The sequence below is a fragment of the Limnohabitans sp. TS-CS-82 genome (assembly GCF_002943475.1).
In genome coordinates this window covers 262386-277511 of sequence record NZ_PTQX01000003.1, presented here as the reverse complement: position 1 = coordinate 277511, position 15126 = coordinate 262386, and the positions used below count along the sequence as shown (strand labels likewise).

The 15126-nt window shown below is 56.7% G+C and carries 16 protein-coding genes; 7 read left to right on the top strand and 9 right to left on the bottom strand.

Annotation, left to right across the window (positions count from 1 at the left end; genetic code table 11):
- Positions 1-18: 18 nt before the first annotated feature.
- Both purB and C5F52_RS09015 read left to right on the top strand, forming a co-directional pair.
- Entirely contained in the window at positions 19-1422 is a 1404-nt protein-coding gene (gene purB, locus C5F52_RS09020; RefSeq protein WP_104798022.1) for an adenylosuccinate lyase, read from the top strand.
- A 4-nt stretch (positions 1423-1426) separates the two neighbouring features.
- Positions 1427-1987: a YaeQ family protein gene (locus C5F52_RS09015; RefSeq protein WP_104798021.1), complete on the top strand. Its 561-nt coding sequence runs from the start codon at positions 1427-1429 to the stop codon at positions 1985-1987.
- 17 nt (positions 1988-2004) lie between these two features.
- On the opposite strand, the gene C5F52_RS09010 is transcribed toward C5F52_RS09015, so the two are convergent.
- Complete coding sequence (locus C5F52_RS09010) at positions 2005-2409, bottom strand: DUF3717 domain-containing protein (protein ID WP_104798020.1); 405 nt, start codon at positions 2407-2409, stop codon at positions 2005-2007.
- A 79-nt stretch (positions 2410-2488) separates the two neighbouring features.
- Between C5F52_RS09010 and C5F52_RS09005 the strand changes: the two genes are divergently transcribed.
- The gene (locus tag C5F52_RS09005) at positions 2489-2848 is read left to right on the top strand and encodes a phage holin family protein (RefSeq protein WP_104798019.1); all 360 of its coding nucleotides are present in this window, start codon (positions 2489-2491) and stop codon (positions 2846-2848) included.
- Here the strand turns inward: C5F52_RS09005 and C5F52_RS09000 are convergent.
- Positions 2810-4414, bottom strand: a complete 1605-nt coding sequence (locus C5F52_RS09000) for a M48 family metalloprotease (RefSeq protein WP_104798018.1) — start codon at positions 4412-4414, stop codon at positions 2810-2812. The two genes, C5F52_RS09005 and C5F52_RS09000, sit on opposite strands and share 39 nt — an antisense overlap.
- Positions 4415-4479: 65 nt before the next feature.
- Between C5F52_RS09000 and moaC the strand changes: the two genes are divergently transcribed.
- Positions 4480-4956: a cyclic pyranopterin monophosphate synthase MoaC gene (moaC, locus tag C5F52_RS08995; protein WP_104798017.1), complete on the top strand. Its 477-nt coding sequence runs from the start codon at positions 4480-4482 to the stop codon at positions 4954-4956.
- Between the two features lie 50 nt (positions 4957-5006).
- Entirely contained in the window at positions 5007-5765 is a 759-nt protein-coding gene (locus C5F52_RS08990; protein ID WP_236657792.1) for a glycosyltransferase family 2 protein, read from the top strand.
- Positions 5766-5793: 28 nt separating this feature from the next.
- On the opposite strand, the gene C5F52_RS08985 is transcribed toward C5F52_RS08990, so the two are convergent.
- From C5F52_RS08985 to sucC, 5 genes are all read right to left on the bottom strand, one after another.
- Complete coding sequence (locus tag C5F52_RS08985; protein ID WP_104798015.1) at positions 5794-7569, bottom strand: PglL family O-oligosaccharyltransferase; 1776 nt, start codon at positions 7567-7569, stop codon at positions 5794-5796.
- A 78-nt stretch (positions 7570-7647) separates the two neighbouring features.
- A complete protein-coding gene (locus C5F52_RS08980; RefSeq protein ID WP_104798014.1) occupies positions 7648-8157 on the bottom strand; it encodes a pilin in 510 nt (169 codons plus the stop codon).
- Positions 8158-8305: 148 nt separating this feature from the next.
- Positions 8306-9022: a TerC family protein gene (locus C5F52_RS08975; RefSeq protein WP_104798013.1), complete on the bottom strand. Its 717-nt coding sequence runs from the start codon at positions 9020-9022 to the stop codon at positions 8306-8308.
- 147 nt (positions 9023-9169) lie between these two features.
- Positions 9170-10066, bottom strand: coding sequence for a succinate--CoA ligase subunit alpha (sucD, locus tag C5F52_RS08970; protein ID WP_104798012.1), 897 nt, complete (start codon positions 10064-10066; stop codon positions 9170-9172).
- 13 nt (positions 10067-10079) lie between these two features.
- Positions 10080-11240, bottom strand: a complete 1161-nt coding sequence (sucC, locus tag C5F52_RS08965) for an ADP-forming succinate--CoA ligase subunit beta (RefSeq protein ID WP_104798011.1) — start codon at positions 11238-11240, stop codon at positions 10080-10082.
- A 138-nt stretch (positions 11241-11378) separates the two neighbouring features.
- Between sucC and argC the strand changes: the two genes are divergently transcribed.
- The gene (argC, locus tag C5F52_RS08960; RefSeq protein ID WP_104798010.1) at positions 11379-12296 is read left to right on the top strand and encodes an N-acetyl-gamma-glutamyl-phosphate reductase; all 918 of its coding nucleotides are present in this window, start codon (positions 11379-11381) and stop codon (positions 12294-12296) included.
- Here the strand turns inward: argC and recX are convergent.
- Positions 12293-12727, bottom strand: a complete 435-nt coding sequence (gene recX, locus C5F52_RS08955) for a recombination regulator RecX (RefSeq protein ID WP_369952010.1) — start codon at positions 12725-12727, stop codon at positions 12293-12295. The genes argC and recX overlap by 4 nt on opposite strands.
- Before the next feature lie 92 nt (positions 12728-12819).
- Positions 12820-13947 carry a recombinase RecA gene (recA, locus tag C5F52_RS08950; protein WP_104798009.1) on the bottom strand — a complete coding sequence of 376 codons (1128 nt, stop codon included), beginning with the start codon at positions 13945-13947 and terminating at the stop codon, positions 12820-12822.
- Between the two features lie 301 nt (positions 13948-14248).
- Here recA and C5F52_RS08945 point away from each other — a divergent pair, with 301 nt between their 5' ends.
- Positions 14249-14746 (top strand): MarR family winged helix-turn-helix transcriptional regulator, encoded by a 498-nt coding sequence (locus C5F52_RS08945; protein WP_369951970.1) that lies wholly within the window; start codon positions 14249-14251, stop codon positions 14744-14746.
- The last annotated feature ends 380 nt before the right edge of the window (positions 14747-15126 follow it).

The following is a 15126-nucleotide window of genomic DNA, read 5'->3' as shown; positions in this document are numbered from 1 at the left end:
ACCACCTAAAATTAGAGGATGAGCAATACAACCCGTACCCCCCAAGCAATTTCCCAAGTCACTGCCTTGTCGCCGTTGGATGGCCGCTACGCTGGCAAAGTCGCCGCCCTGCGCCCTTTGATGAGCGAGCAAGGCTATATGCACCGCCGCGTGCAAGTGGAGATTGCGTGGTTCATCGCCTTGAGCGATGCGGGTTTTGCCGAATTCAAACCTTTGAGCACCGCCTCTCGCGACTATTTGATCAGCTTGGTGACCGACTTCAGCACCGAAGACGCGCTGGCGATCAAAGACGAAGAGAAGGTCACCAACCACGACGTGAAGGCCGTGGAGTATTGGATCAAAAAGAAATTCAAAGGCCATGCCGAACTCGAAGCCGCCGCCGAGTTTGTTCACTTTGCCTGCACCAGCGAAGACATCAACAACACCAGCCATGCGCTGCAATTGCAAGCGGGACGTGACGAAGTCATCTTGCCTGGCCTCGATGGCCTAATTGCCAAGCTGCGCGAGATGGCACACGCGTTTGCCGATGTGCCCATGCTCAGCCGCACGCACGGCCAAACTGCCAGCCCCACCACCGTGGGCAAAGAAGTGGCCAACGTGGTGATGCGCCTGCGCCAAGTGCGCGAGCGCATTGCAGGCGTGCACATCATGGCCAAGATGAATGGCGCGGTGGGCAACTACAACGCCCACATGAGCGCTTGGCCTGACTTTGACTGGGAAACCTTCAGCCGCAACGTGGTGGAAACACCTGAGCCTTTGGGCCTCGGTCTGACCTTCCAGCCTTACAGCATTCAAATCGAACACCACGACTACATGGCCGAGTTGTTTGATGCGGTGGCGCGTGCCAACACCATCCTGATTGACTGGTCACGCGACGTGTGGGGCTATGTGTCGTTGGGCTATTTCAAACAACGTTTGAAAGCTGGCGAAATTGGCTCGTCCACCATGCCGCACAAAGTCAACCCGATTGACTTTGAAAACGCCGAAGGCAATTTGGGTCTGGCCAACGCCGTGCTCAAACACCTGAGCGAAAAGCTGCCCATCAGCCGTTGGCAGCGTGACCTGACCGACTCCACCGTGTTGCGCAACATGGGTGTGGCCTTGGGCTACACCGCGTTGGCCTACCAATCAATGATGGTCGGCTTGAACAAACTCGAACTCAACGAAGAAGCTTTGGCTGCCGACCTCGACGCAGCCTGGGAAGTGTTGGCCGAACCCATCCAAACCGTCATGCGCCGCTACGGCGTGCAAGGCGCTTACGAGCAGCTCAAAGAAGTCACACGCGGCAAAACCGTCACAGCAGAAGCGTTGCATGGTTTGATTGCCTCCTTGCAAATTCCACAAGCAGACATTGACCGTTTGTTGGCCATGACGCCCGGCAGCTACGTGGGCAAAGCCGCCGAACTCGCGCGTCGCGTTTAAACAAATGGCGATCAAATCCACCATCTTCAAAGCGAACGTCCAAATCGCTGACATTGACCACAGCTACTACGCCGACCACGCGCTCACCCTGGCGCGCCACCCCAGTGAAACCGACGAACGCATGATGGTGCGTTTGGTCGCGCTCTCGCTGCAAGCGCATTTGCTACAAGACGTGTGCAACGGCGACGGCGTGCTGGCCTTTGGCGCGGGCCTGTCTAACCCAGAAGAACCCGATGTGATGCTGACCGATTTCACGGGCCGCAAGCGCTTGTGGATTGAAGTGGGCCAACCCGAAGAAAAGCCTTTGCTCAAAGCCTGTAGCAAGGCCGACCAAGTGATGCTCTATGTGTTCTCCAGCTCAGGCGATGTCTGGTGGAAGAACATGCAAAACAAACTCATCAAACCCACCTCGCTGCAGGTGTGGCGCATTCCCAGCGCAGCCTCGCAAGATTTGGCCAAACTGGCCGAGCGCAGCATGCAATTGCAAGCGACGGTTCAAGAAGGTGTGGTGATGATGAGCAACGGCAAAACCACCGTTGACATCGAGTGCGAGCGCTGGAAATAACGCTGCAGAAATAAACCTTATTCGGTGGCCCGCTCAGCGTATTTGTTGAAGCGCCAAGCGGTGCCGATCATGGTGATGCGACGCCATGTGCTGCGCTTCTCGCTGGGCGTCATTTCTGGCCAGTACTGCACCTCTTCAAACGTGCGCCCACAGCCTTTGCACTCTTCGTCGCCTTGACTGGTGGAGCAAATCGCGATGCAAGGCGCGTCTGGCGTGGTGTGGTACCAAGCCAACCATGCGTCCAAGGCTTTGGCCGGAAAACCGTGCTCCGCGGCTTCGTCTTGGTGGTGAAACACCATCAACGCGTACACCTCGGCCAAAGCGCGCAGCTCGGGAGCGAGCGTGACGCCGTCAGGGGAGGGAGACTTTTCGCGCCAATAGTTAATGGCGGCCTCAATGTCGGTGATGTGAATACTGGCCATCGCGCTAGAGTGAACTACCTAAAAAGTAGGGTGAGAGTAGGGGTGTGGATCATAGCTGCAGTGCTATGCTGACTGGGCAATGAAACTCATCCTGACTTGGTTACTCCACGCCACCGCCTTGTTGGCATTGGCACATCTGTACAGCGGCGTTGAAGTGAAAGACTTCCGCGCGGCCTTGGCTGCGGCTTTTGTCATCGGCTTGTTCAACTTGGTGGTTCGCCCGGCTTTGGTGGTGCTCACGTTGCCCGTGACGTTTTTCACCTTAGGCTTGTTTTTATTCATCATCAACGCCGTGATGTTTTGGGCCGCTGCGTGGTTGCTGGACGGCTTTCAAGTGCGCGGCTTTGGCTCGGCCTTGCTGGGCTCGCTGATTTACTCAGCATTTGGCGTGCTGATCGACTCAGCGCTGCAACGCCTGTTCCCGCCGCAACCCTTCTAACTCTCGCAAACGCGCGTCCACGATGGACGCTTCGATGTTGCCCCCACGGTCTAATTTGCCTTCACGCGCCATGCTGTGTGCCAAGGATTGCGCGGCCTTCAGGCGGTCCACCGCAGCGGGGTAATCTAACTCGACAGCGCGGGCCTCCGCTTGTGCACGGATGGCGCGCAAACTGTCGCCCTGCAACTCATAGGCAGACACCAACAGCAGCCAAGCCGATGCGTCGCGTGGGTGCTGGCTCAACCAGAGGCGCAAGGCATCACCAGCCAGTTTGGCTTGCTCAGGCTGACGCGTGGCCACACGGGCTTGCGTCAAAAGCATCAATGACGCGCGATCGGGCTTGAGGGACGGCGGGGTCGACAACACGCGCAAGGCGGTCATGGTGTCGTTCGCCGTCAACGCCAATTCTGCGGCCAACAACCGCACCACACGCTGCGCGTCGGCATTGAAAGTGGGCGTGCTCAAAGCTTGCAAACGTGCCAAATGTTGGCGGGCAACGGCAAAGTTGCGTTGACGCATCTCGGCCATCACCGCCGCATACAACACACCCGCTTGGCGTGCGGACGGCGTCGTTGCCAGTGCAGCAGCGTCGGCATGCGCAGCGAGCGCACGCAACACGTCAATGCCAGGATTGGCCAGCACTTGTGCACGCGCAGCCATCATGGCGTGCAGGGGCGTGGTGAGCGTGGCAGATTGTGGCGGCAGCAACTGTTGACGCGCCTGGGCATCGGCAATGCGCTCGGTGGTCATGGGGTGGCTGCGCAGGTAGGGAAACGAGCCGTTGTCGTTCAAACGCGAGGCCTGCTGTAACTTCTCAAACATGGTGACAAAGCCTTGGGGCTCATAACCCGCATCGGTCATGACGCCGTAGCCCACGCGGTCCGCCTCACGCTCCATGTCGCGCGAGAAATTAAGCTGGCTCTGTATCGCCGCGGCCTGCCCGCCCACCATCACCGCATTGGCGGCACTCATGCTGCTGGGGTTGGCGGTGCGACTGGCGGCGAGCATGCCCAAAATCATGGCGCCAATCACCATGGGGCCTTGGCGACCTTGCTGCGCAATCATGCGCGCGATATGGCGCTGCGTGACGTGGCTCAGCTCATGCGCCAGCACCGACGCCAACTCGTCACCACTGCTGACGGCCGCAATCAGCCCCAAGTGCACGCCCAAATAACCACCCGGCAAGGCAAAGGCGTTGATGCTGCGGTCGCGAATCAAGGCCACATCCCACGCGAATTGCTGGTCTAGCTCAGGCGTCAGTTCACCGCGCTGACGCGCTGAGGCCAACAAAGGCTGCCAAATCGATTGGATGTAGTCACCCAACACGGGGTCGTCCAAATAATCAGGATCACGGTAAATTTCCCGGGCAATGCTTTCGCCCAAACGACGCTCCACCCCCAAAGGCAACTCAGCCCCATCCCCAAGATTGGGCAAGCGGTTGCCGCCATTGCTTTGCGCCTGCACCACGTTCAAGGGAAACAACAAAGCCGCACACAAACCGAACACGCCTAAACGGCGTGCCAACGGGCGCAGAAGCAGGGAAGATGGCTTGTTTTTGGTGGGCATGCGGCGGGCAAGAGAACTCGGACCTTATGATGCTGCTCTCATGTTAACCCGCTGTAAATTGACCCATGTCCACACTCACCCACTTTGACGCGCAAGGCCAAGCCCACATGGTGGACGTGGCCGACAAGGCCCACACCAGTCGCGTGGGTGTCGCCACCGGACGCATCCAAATGTTGCCCGCGACCTTGGCGCTGATCGAAAGCGGCACCGCGAAAAAAGGCGACGTGCTGGGCATTGCCCGCATCGCAGGCATTCAAGCCGCCAAGAAAACCAGCGACTTGATTCCGCTGTGCCACCCGCTCGCTCTGACGCGTGTTGCCGTTGAATTTGCCATCGACGCTACCACCCACAGCGTGCACTGCACAGCCACGGTGGAAACCGTTGGACAAACCGGCGTCGAGATGGAAGCACTGACCGCTGTGCAAGTGGCGTTACTGACTATTTACGATATGTGCAAAGCCGTGGACCGCGGCATGACGATGACGGATGTGAAGCTGCTGGAGAAGCATGGCGGTAAATCGGGGAGTTATGTGGCGGGTTAAGCGCTTTGATCAACAAGACCCCCATTTGCATGCCACAACATCATTCTCATATGCCAACTCTCAGCATCATCATCGCCGCCAAAAATGAAGCTCACAACATTGCCGATTGCGTCAAATCTGCAGCCTTCGCTGATGAAGTGATCGTTTTAGATTCAGGCAGTACAGACGGCACACCCGAAGTTGCCGCAAAAGCAGGTGCGCAAGTCGTAGCCACAGATTGGCCTGGCTACGGACCTCAACAATCGCGCGGCATCAGTTTGGCTAAATCTGATTGGGTGCTCTCTTTGGACGCGGATGAGCGCATCAGCGCGGCCCTACAAGCTGAAATTTTGCAAGCGATTCAAGATGCTAAAGCCGACGGTTTTCGCTTGCCACGTTTGTCGAGTTTGTGCGGCACATTCATTCATCACGGTGGCTGGCGACCTGACTACACCTTGCGTTTGGTCAAGCGTGAAAAAGCAGGTTTCACGCACCATTTCCTACACGCACATATGACGGTCGATGGCACCAAAGCTGATTTGAACGAGAGCTTGATCCACTACAGCTACCGCGACTTGGATGATGTGCTGGAAAAACTCAATCGGTACGCCTCTGGGAATGCAAAGGACCTGGATGCGAAAGGCGTTCGCGGCAGTTTCAGCAAGGCGATCTCACACGGCGTCTGGGCTTTTGTACGCACCTATATTTTCAGGGCTGGATTTTTAGATGGCCGATATGGCTTCATGCTGGCCATCTACAACGCTGAGAGCACTTACTACAAGTATCTCAAACTACTCGCGCTGCAGGAAGCGCGCGATTCCAAAGCTTAATTCAACGCGACAAGAACGCCAAACCTTCTCATAACGCCGCTTTTCGCACGGCATCGAGTTGATCTGTCAATTTCATAACTTCATCGGTCAACCCCAACAACTTGGCACTATCCATCGCCTTCTGCACCACCCGAGCCTCTGGCGAATAGTGCATGACGCGTAGCGCCAACGCATAGGTGTCGGCAGCGTTGTCTGAGGTGACGGTGCGGGTGGTCAGGTCGGCAAAGTCAGCCTGGTTGCGAAACAACCACGACTGCTTGGCGTGGCCCATCGGGTTGTCGCGGTACGGCGCATCGCGCGACGCAACGGGGCGGTAAATTTGGGCCACACGGTTGTAGTCCCACGCGGCATAGAGGCAGCCTAAGAACAACAAACTACACACCAGCAAAGCGATGTTTTGCTGTTGTGATGTTTGAGGTGTGGGTACGGTGGCTGAGCTAGGCAACGCGGTCGTCGACTGCCCTGCTAGACGTTCCGCTTGGGTGTTATCCATGCCATGGCGCGAAGGCAAGGGCATCGCCCAGACCAAACCCAAACTCAGGCCCGCAGCCATTTGGAAAGGGCCATACCAGAGCGGGTATTCCAACAAACTGTGCAGGCCCACCACCAACAGCACGCCCCAGCCCATCACACGCCACGCATTCGTCTCGCGCCAAGGCTGACGACGCACCAGCCAAGCCAAGCCCAGCACGATGGACAGCGCCGCAAAAGGCAAGCCAAACTCGACGGCCACATGCAAGGGCAAGTCATGCGCGTTGTCAACCAAGTCACAAAAACGAGGGCCTGAATAAGCCGTCATGAAATGCGCCAGATCGGCCTCGCCCCAGCCCCACCCGAACCACGGGCGTTGCAACGCCAAGTTCAGCATGTTGGACCACAGCACACGTCGACTCGCGCACATGCCGTAGTCTTGGGCTTGCCCCGCTACCCGCAAAATCATGCTGGCACCTTGGCTGCCAGTGAGGTGCGCGGCCAGCATGGGCATGCAAACCGACCACAGAACCACCAAACATGGCGCGGCCACGGCCATGTACAACAACGGCGTTGAGCGAGTGGGCTGATGCGATTTTTGTCGCCAAGCCCACCAAGCAGCCAACAGCCCCACCACGACCCATTGCACAGCGCCTGTGCGCGACAAAGAACACGCAACACCCGCCGCCAACAGGTTGAGCACCAGCCAAGGCCACGCCATGCGCCAAACGCTGCGTTTTAAAACGGGTTGCGAAGGGCGCGCGGCCACCCAAGCCAAAAGGGTCACCAAACCGATGCTGGTCAAACTGGCGAACTGGTTGCGTTGGCGCAGATTGGCAAAGGCATCGCCACGCACCGGTTGGTTCACCCAAGGGGCTAGGTCACGCGCCAAGTCGAGGTATTGCAAAACGCCGAGCAGGCTGCTCACCGCCGCCGCCGCCAACCACGCGGCAACGACCCAAGGCAGCAACTGGTTGCTAAGCAGCGCAACACGGCGACCGACTGCAGCCATTACCCATACCGTGACCAGCGCCGCCAACAAGCCCGAAGTCAAGGCGGCATCGACCACCTCTGGCACCCACAGCACAGAGGCCGCCAGCGCCATGAACCACGCACCACCAGCCAACACCCACCCTTGCGATGTCGAAGGTGCAGGCTCAGCCGATAAATCCACCACCAACAACAAAGCGCAAGCGCCCAACATCCAGCTCAGCAACAAGGGAACCACGCCCGTCGAGGGGCTGCTGGCAAAAGGGTTGAGCCACGGCAAGACCAAGCACAGCAGCAACAAGACATTGCGCGCTGCGACGGCAGATTTTTCAAAAGAGAGCATGGGGTGGATTTTCCTCCACCCAAGCGCGAGGACATACGCGGGCTGTACACGCGCGTGATGCGCGTGTACGCCCCACCATTACTTGCAGTCGCTAGGCGCAAACTTTGATTCCAGTGCGTCCGTGCCGACCGAGGTGTCTGCAAACTTGGCTGCACCTTTGGCCAAGCATTTCCACTGAATCACGCCCTTGATCAGCACACCCGTGGCGCTAGGTGCGGGCAAGGCGGACACCGTTTCACCCGACTTGGTGTAGGGCACCAGTATCAAAGTTCCGCCACCTGCCGCTTCGGTCGTGGTGATGGTGATCGCGCCGGTCGTGGCACTGATGTCGATCTTGTTCACGTTTTTGGTCGCCGCGTCCCAGACGTAGTCGGCTTTGTAGCCGGTGGTGGCATTGGCATTGCCACTGTTGGCCACATCCAGCACCGTGTTTTTGGCGGCAGACGCCAATCCCAAACCCTCGCTGACACGGGCACGCACGGTGTAATCTTGGTAAGCGGGCAAAGCCACCGAAGCCAAGATGCCGATGATGGCGACCACGATCATGAGTTCGATCAGGGTGAAGCCTTGTTGTCGTTTGGGATGCATGGTGTTTGTCCTAAAAGGGGCGTGCGATATCGCCTTTCATTCTAGGTAGCCGACTTGTCTTGTCCGAGCGAGTTTGAGTTCAAAAAAAAGCGAGCGGTGAAACTCACCGCTCGCTTGTTAGATCAACAGATCTTCTGAAACTTATTGCTCAGGACGTCATCTCTTCAGAGGCTGCGGTGCGACGCGCCAAAATGACTTTGCCCGTTGCCAACACCAAGATCGCACCCGCGGCACCCAGTGCGTAACTCCACACTTTCTCTTGAGGGATGTACGCCACCAAACCTGGGTCGGTTTGAATCATTGTTCCGGCAATCCAGCCCAGCAACATGCCACCGACTGTGATGATGATGGGAAAACGGTCCATCAACTTGAGCACCAACTGGCTACCCCAAACAATGATGGGAATGCTGACCAGCAAGCCAAAAATCACCAAAGGCATCTGGTGATCAGGGTTACCCGAAGTCTGTGCAGCACCTGCCACGGCAATGACGTTATCGATCGACATCACCAAATCAGCGACGATGACTGTCTTGACCGCGCCCCACAACTTTTCGCTGCCTTGGATATTGCCGTGGTCTTCTTCGTCATCGGGCGTGAGCAATTTCACACCAATCCAAACCAACAAAATCGCACCGACCAATTTCAGAAATGGAATCGCCAACAGCGTCAGCGCGAAGAAGATCAAAATAACGCGCAGCACGATGGCGCCAGCTGTGCCCCAAAGAATGCCTTTGTTACGTTGATGAGCGGGCAATTGACGGCAAGCCAACGCAATCACAACAGCGTTATCGCCACCCAGCAGGATGTCGATCATGATGATCTGGCCAACAGCGAACCAGAAATGAGCGGTCAAAAATTCTTCCACAGTATTCCTTTACCACCCGAATTCACGGGTGAAATGCATAACTTTTAAAAACACAAAGCCGGATTGTCCTGCAGGACATCCGGCCTTGGTATTGTGGCAAACCACACTCCGTTGTACGGATTGTGGCTGTCAGCTGTAAAAATCAGCTTATTTCAGCTGCGCCTTGAGCAATTTGCCCAATTCAGACGGGTTACGCGTCACGATGAAGCCGCACTCTTCCATGATCGCCAGCTTGGCGTCGGCCGTATCGGCACCGCCAGAGATCAAGGCGCCCGCATGGCCCATGCGCTTGCCGGGAGGGGCAGTCACACCAGCGATGAAGCCAACGATGGGCTTCTTCATGTTGGCCTTGCACCACATGGCGGCTTCAGCTTCGTCTGGGCCACCGATTTCACCGATCATGATGACCGCGTCGGTGTCAGGATCGTCGTTGAAAGCCTGCATCACTTCGATGTGCTTCAAACCGTTGATGGGGTCACCACCAATACCGACGGCGCTGGATTGACCCAAGCCCACTTCGGTCAACATCGCCACGGCTTCGTACGTCAATGTGCCCGAACGAGACACAACGCCGATACGGCCTTTGCGGTGGATGTGACCGGGCATGATGCCGATCTTGATTTCGTCAGGAGTGATCAGACCTGGGCAGTTAGGGCCGAGCAACAAGGTGCGCTTGCCGCCAGCGGCTTCTTTGGCTTTCATCTTGTTACGGACTTCGAGCATGTCACGGACAGGGATGCCTTCGGTGATACAGATGGCCATGTCGAGGTCGGCTTCAACAGCTTCCCAGATGGCTGCTGCTGCGCCAGCTGGGGGCACGTAGATCACAGACACGGTGGCGCCAGTTTCTTTGGCAGCGTCTTTGACGGTCGAGAAAATTGGCACGCCAAAGATGGACTCGCCAGCTTTCTTGGGGTTGACGCCAGCCACGAAACAGTTTTTACCGTTTGCGTATTCGATGCACTTTTCAGTGTGGAATTGGCCAGTTTTGCCGGTGATACCTTGGGTGATGACCTTGGTGTCTTTGTTGATATAGATAGACATTTTTAATTCCTAATCACTTCACTGCGGCAACGATTTGCGTTGCAGCTTCGGCCATGGTGTCAGCGGAGATGATGGGCAGACCCGAGTCAGCCAACATTTTCTTGCCCAGCTCGTCGTTGGTGCCCTTCATGCGCACCACCAATGGCACAGACAGGTTCACAGCGCGGCAAGCGGTGATCACGCCCGTGGCGATGGTGTCGCACTTCATGATGCCGCCGAAGATGTTGACCAAAATGCCTTTGACATTCTTGTTAGCCAACATGATCTTGAACGCTTCAGTGACCTTCTCAGCTGTCGCGCCGCCGCCCACGTCCAAGAAGTTGGCTGGCTCGCCGCCGAACAACTTGATGGTGTCCATGGTGGCCATGGCCAAGCCAGCACCGTTGACCAAACAACCGATGTTGCCGTCCAAAGAGATGTAGGCCAAGTCAAACTTAGAAGCTTCCACTTCAGCTGGATCTTCTTCGTCCAGATCGCGGTAAGCCACGATTTCGGGGTGACGGAACAGGGCGTTGGCATCGAAGTTGAACTTCGCGTCCAAAGCCACCACGTTGCCTTTGCTGTCGCGGTTCAGTGGGTTGATTTCCACCAAAGAGGCATCGGTTTCCATGTAGCACTGGTACAGCTTCTTGAAGATGTCCACGGCCTGGGCGGTGGAGTCAGCAGGCATGCCGATGGCGTCTGCAATCTTCTTGGCTTGTGCATCGCCCAAACCAGTCAACGGGTCGATGAACTCGGTGATGATTTTTTCTGGCGTGCTGTGTGCCACTTCTTCAATGTCCATGCCGCCTTCGCTCGAAGCGATGAACGCCAGCTTTTGGCTCGCGCGGTCGGTCACGATGGACACGTAATATTCTTTGTTGATGTCGGCGCCGTCTTCGATGTAGAGGCGACGCACTTTTTGGCCTTCAGGGCCAGTTTGGTGCGTCTTGAGCTGCATGCCCAAGATTTCTTCGGCCAAGCGCTTCACGTCGTCGATGGTTTTAGCCACCTTAACGCCGCCGCCTTTACCGCGACCGCCCGCGTGAATTTGGGCCTTCACAACCCAAACTGGGCCGCCCAATTTTTGAGCGGCTTCGACCGCTTCTTGAACCGTGAATGCTGGGATGCCGCGGGGTACTGGCACACCGAATTGACGCAAGATTTCCTTGCCTTGGTACTCGTGAATCTTCATGAGATCTCTCTTAAGAATCGATAGATTTGTGTTAGGTCTAAGCCACCAGAAATGTATCATGCTGCAGTGCGTCAACCTTTTGGCTGGCTTACGCCTCCCAACAGACCCCTTTTAATTTCTTTCTGACTTAGACAAACCATGGCCAAAGTTTTCATTGACGGTGAAGCCGGCACCACCGGACTGCAAATTCGCGACCGTTTGGCACACATGCCCAGCGTCGAAGTGGTCAGCATCGACCCCGCGCTGCGCAAAGACCCGCTCGCCAAACGTGACCTGATGGCCCAAGTCGACTTGGTCATCTTGTGTCTGCACGACGATGCAGCCCGCGAGTCGGTGGCCATGATCGACAGTTTGTCGGGCCACCAACCCAAAATCATTGACGCATCCACCGCCCACCGCGTCACGCCGGGCTGGGTGTATGGTTTTCCTGAGTTGGCCGCTGGCCAGCGCGATGCAGTCGCCAAGGCCCAACGCGTCGCCAACCCCGGCTGTTACGCCACAGGGTCCATTGCTTTGCTGCGCCCTTTGGTGCAAGCGGGTTTGATCCCTGCTGACTTCCCCGTGTCGCTGCCTTCCGTCAGCGGTTACTCCGGCGGTGGCCGCACCATGATTGAGGACTATGAAGCGGGTAAAGCCCCCTTGTTTGAAGCCTACGCTTTGGGCTTGGAACACAAGCACATCCCCGAAATCATGGCCAACACAGGTTTGACACGCCGCCCGCTGTTTGTGCCCGCTGTTGGCAACTTCCGCCAAGGCATGCTGGTGCAATTGCCCCTGCATTTGGATGTGCTACCAGGCCAACCCAAAGCCGCCGACCTGCACGACGCGTTGGCCGCGCATTACGGCAACAACCCCGACAGCTGGGTCAGCGTGCAACCCGCCACCGACAACGGCAAGCTCGACGCCACCGCGTTGAATGACACCAACAAATTAGAAATTCGCGTGTTCGCGAATGAAGCCCATCGCCATGCCGTGCTCATCGCACGTTTGGACAACTTGGGCAAAGGCGCCAGCGGCGCTGCGGTGCAAAACCTGCAGCTGATGCTGGGCGTTTAATCGTCGTCGCTGCCAGCCACCACGCGCTTGACCACCTCAGGCGCAAACCCTCGGCTCACCAAGAACCGCACTTGCTTGGCCCGGGCCGCTTGGTCTTCAGGCGGCTCGCCAAATTTCTTGCGCCACACCTCACGCGCGCGCTCAAGCTCGGTGCTGCGCATCGCTTGCACCGCCTCGGAGATGGCCTCTGCAGGCAACCCCTTGGCTTGCAACTCTTGACGCACCCGGGATGCACCGAGCTTGAGCTGGCGTCGGTTGACCACCGACTCCACCACCCGTTGTTCGTTGATGAAGTCTTTGGCCGCTAAAAAATCCAGCGCCTGAGCCAACTCACCCGGCGTTTCTTCAAACGCTTTCAGCTTGCGCTCCAGCTCTTGGCGCGAGTGCTCGCGCATCGACAGCAAGCGCAACGCTCGGCCTTTGAGCGAAATTTGAAACCCTTTGGCCTTTTTGGCCTTGGGTTCCTGCGCGTCGTCGGTGTCGAAGTCGCTGCTCACGGAACTGGCTCTTTGAAAGCGACGTCTTAGGCGACCACGCCATCGGCGTCTGCATCAGCGCCTTTGGCTTCTTTAGGTGCCTTCGCAGCCTTGGGGGCTTTTTCTTCTTTCGCAGCAGGGGCGTCCACACCACCGGCCAGCAAAGGGATGCCCAAAGAATCGCGCACTTTGTTTTCGATCTCGAAAGACAACTCGGGGTTCTCGCGCAAGAACTCACGGGCGTTGTCACGGCCTTGGCCGATCTTTTCGCCGTTGTAGGCGTACCAAGCGCCCGACTTCTCGATCACTTTGGCATTCACGCCCATGTCGATGATTTCGCCGTGGCGGCTGATGCCTTCGCCAAACAAGATGTCGAACTCGGCCGTTTTGAACGGGGGCGCCACTTTGTTTTTGACCACTTTCACTTTGGTCTCGTTACCAATCGCCTCTTCACCCTTTTTGATGGTGCCCGTGCGGCGGATGTCCAAACGCACCGAGGCGTAGAACTTGAGCGCATTACCGCCCGTGGTGGTTTCTGGCGAACCAAACATCACGCCAATCTTCATGCGAATTTGGTTGATGAAAATCACCGTGCAGTTGGTCTTCTTGATCGAAGCCGTCAATTTGCGCAAGGCTTGGCTCATCAAACGGGCTTGCAGGCCGGGCAATGAATCGCCCATGTCGCCTTCGAGTTCAGCCTTAGGGGTGAGCGCTGCCACCGAGTCGATCACGACCAAGTCAACCGCGCCAGAACGCACCAAGCTGTCCACCACTTCCAAGGCTTGCTCGCCGGTGTCGGGCTGGCTGATCAGCAACTCTTGCAAGTTCACGCCGAGTTTTTGGGCGTATTGCGAATCGAGGGCGTGCTCGGCGTCGACAAACGCGCAGGTGCCGCCTTGCTTTTGCATTTCGGCAATCACTTGCAAGGTGAGGGTGGTCTTACCGGACGACTCAGGGCCGTAAATTTCAATCACGCGGCCGCGGGGCAAGCCGCCGACGCCCAAAGCGATGTCCAAGCCCAAGGAACCGGTGGACACCACTTGGATGTCGTCAATCACCTCGCCTTCGCCCAAGCGCATGATGGTGCCCTTGCCGAATTGTTTTTCAATCTGCGCCAAGGCGGCTTGCAGGGCTTTGGCTTTTTCGCTGTCGGGGGCTTGGGTTTTAGCGTTCATGAAAATCTCCGTTGAGGTGGCACATAAAGGGGTTGATCCAGCCACTGTTTAATTCAACAGCTGGATGCTTGATCAGTACTTTAACGCAAAGTCAAAACGAGAAAAGACTTTTTAAAGTCAGTTTGCCTTACTATCTACGCATGGCTGTCAACCCCCCTTTTTCTCATCCCCAAGACTGGCGTCAAACCCACCTGCTGAAAGTCATTCAAGTTTGTATTTTGAGTCACTGAAGTTTGTATATTTTGGACACCCCTTATCGGCCTGCAAGCTAATAGCCATAAGGGTTTAGCAAGGAATCTCATTGAATTCGACCTCTCACCAAGACTGGCGACAAGCTCATTTAGGACGTTTGCTCGGTCATGCCATGCGTCGCTTCGACGAACGCGTGCTCCACCTCATGGCGCATAACGTGAACGTGCCTTTGGCGCTCTCCAACCTAGCAGCCCGCGCCCAAGTCAGTGCTGCGCACATTCACATCACACGCCATCTCAGCCTTGAGGGCTCACGCTTGATCGACCTTGCCCAAAGTGCAGGCATGACCAAGCAGGCCATGGGCAACTTGGTCACACAGTGTGAAGCTTGGGGTTTGGTTCAGCGCACACCAGACCCGAGTGACGCCCGCGCTCGGCGCATTGTGTTCACCGACACAGGCCTTGCGTGGCTGCGTGCTTTTGAGCAAGCCGTGTTGCAAACCGAGGCGGAATTTCGTCAAGAAGTAGGAAACGAGGTGGCCACCGTGATTTCTTTGGGGCTCGAAGCCTATGCGGGGACTTACACAGGCCAACAGTCTGGAATTTGAAGCGATCGTCTTTAGAAATTATCTAACTCACTGGCATTACTCAGCAGAATTGGCAAGCTCCCGCCTTAAATGCGCAGTTGCTTTTTCGACTTGCTCAACCAAGAGAAGCCCTTCTCTTGCATGAAATCGCTTCACTTTGTATGCCTGTCCCCTCATCCGTGGTAGCGTTTGCAGGGCAGACTCTAGATCATCACCTGCCTCCACCCTCTTAGAGAACGCGTGAATAAGCGCTCTCACTCTAGACCTTTCTTTGGGTGGCAATGAGGGCTTACTATTTCCAACAAGCTTCAGAATTTTCACCTGCCCGTTCGAGTACATAACCTCATGCTTGCCTTTGTGAATCAGCAGTCCTTTAGTTGCTAACGCCGTTGTAATCGTCC

What these genes read in the sequence shown, in the direction of transcription:
- purB (WP_104798022.1), top strand. Translation starts at nt 19, where the DNA reads ATGAGCAATACAACCCGTACCCCCCAAGCAATTTCCCAAGTCACTGCC.
- C5F52_RS09015 (WP_104798021.1), top strand. Translation starts at nt 1,427, where the DNA reads ATGGCGATCAAATCCACCATCTTCAAAGCGAACGTCCAAATCGCTGAC.
- C5F52_RS09010 (WP_104798020.1), bottom strand. Translation starts at nt 2,409, where the DNA reads ATGGCCAGTATTCACATCACCGACATTGAGGCCGCCATTAACTATTGG.
- C5F52_RS09005 (WP_104798019.1), top strand. Translation starts at nt 2,489, where the DNA reads ATGAAACTCATCCTGACTTGGTTACTCCACGCCACCGCCTTGTTGGCA.
- C5F52_RS09000 (WP_104798018.1), bottom strand. Translation starts at nt 4,414, where the DNA reads ATGCCCACCAAAAACAAGCCATCTTCCCTGCTTCTGCGCCCGTTGGCA.
- moaC (WP_104798017.1), top strand. Translation starts at nt 4,480, where the DNA reads ATGTCCACACTCACCCACTTTGACGCGCAAGGCCAAGCCCACATGGTG.
- C5F52_RS08990 (WP_236657792.1), top strand. Translation starts at nt 5,007, where the DNA reads ATGCCAACTCTCAGCATCATCATCGCCGCCAAAAATGAAGCTCACAAC.
- C5F52_RS08985 (WP_104798015.1), bottom strand. Translation starts at nt 7,569, where the DNA reads ATGCTCTCTTTTGAAAAATCTGCCGTCGCAGCGCGCAATGTCTTGTTG.
- C5F52_RS08980 (WP_104798014.1), bottom strand. Translation starts at nt 8,157, where the DNA reads ATGCATCCCAAACGACAACAAGGCTTCACCCTGATCGAACTCATGATC.
- sucD (WP_104798012.1), bottom strand. Translation starts at nt 10,066, where the DNA reads ATGTCTATCTATATCAACAAAGACACCAAGGTCATCACCCAAGGTATC.
- sucC (WP_104798011.1), bottom strand. Translation starts at nt 11,240, where the DNA reads ATGAAGATTCACGAGTACCAAGGCAAGGAAATCTTGCGTCAATTCGGT.
- argC (WP_104798010.1), top strand. Translation starts at nt 11,379, where the DNA reads ATGGCCAAAGTTTTCATTGACGGTGAAGCCGGCACCACCGGACTGCAA.
- recA (WP_104798009.1), bottom strand. Translation starts at nt 13,947, where the DNA reads ATGAACGCTAAAACCCAAGCCCCCGACAGCGAAAAAGCCAAAGCCCTG.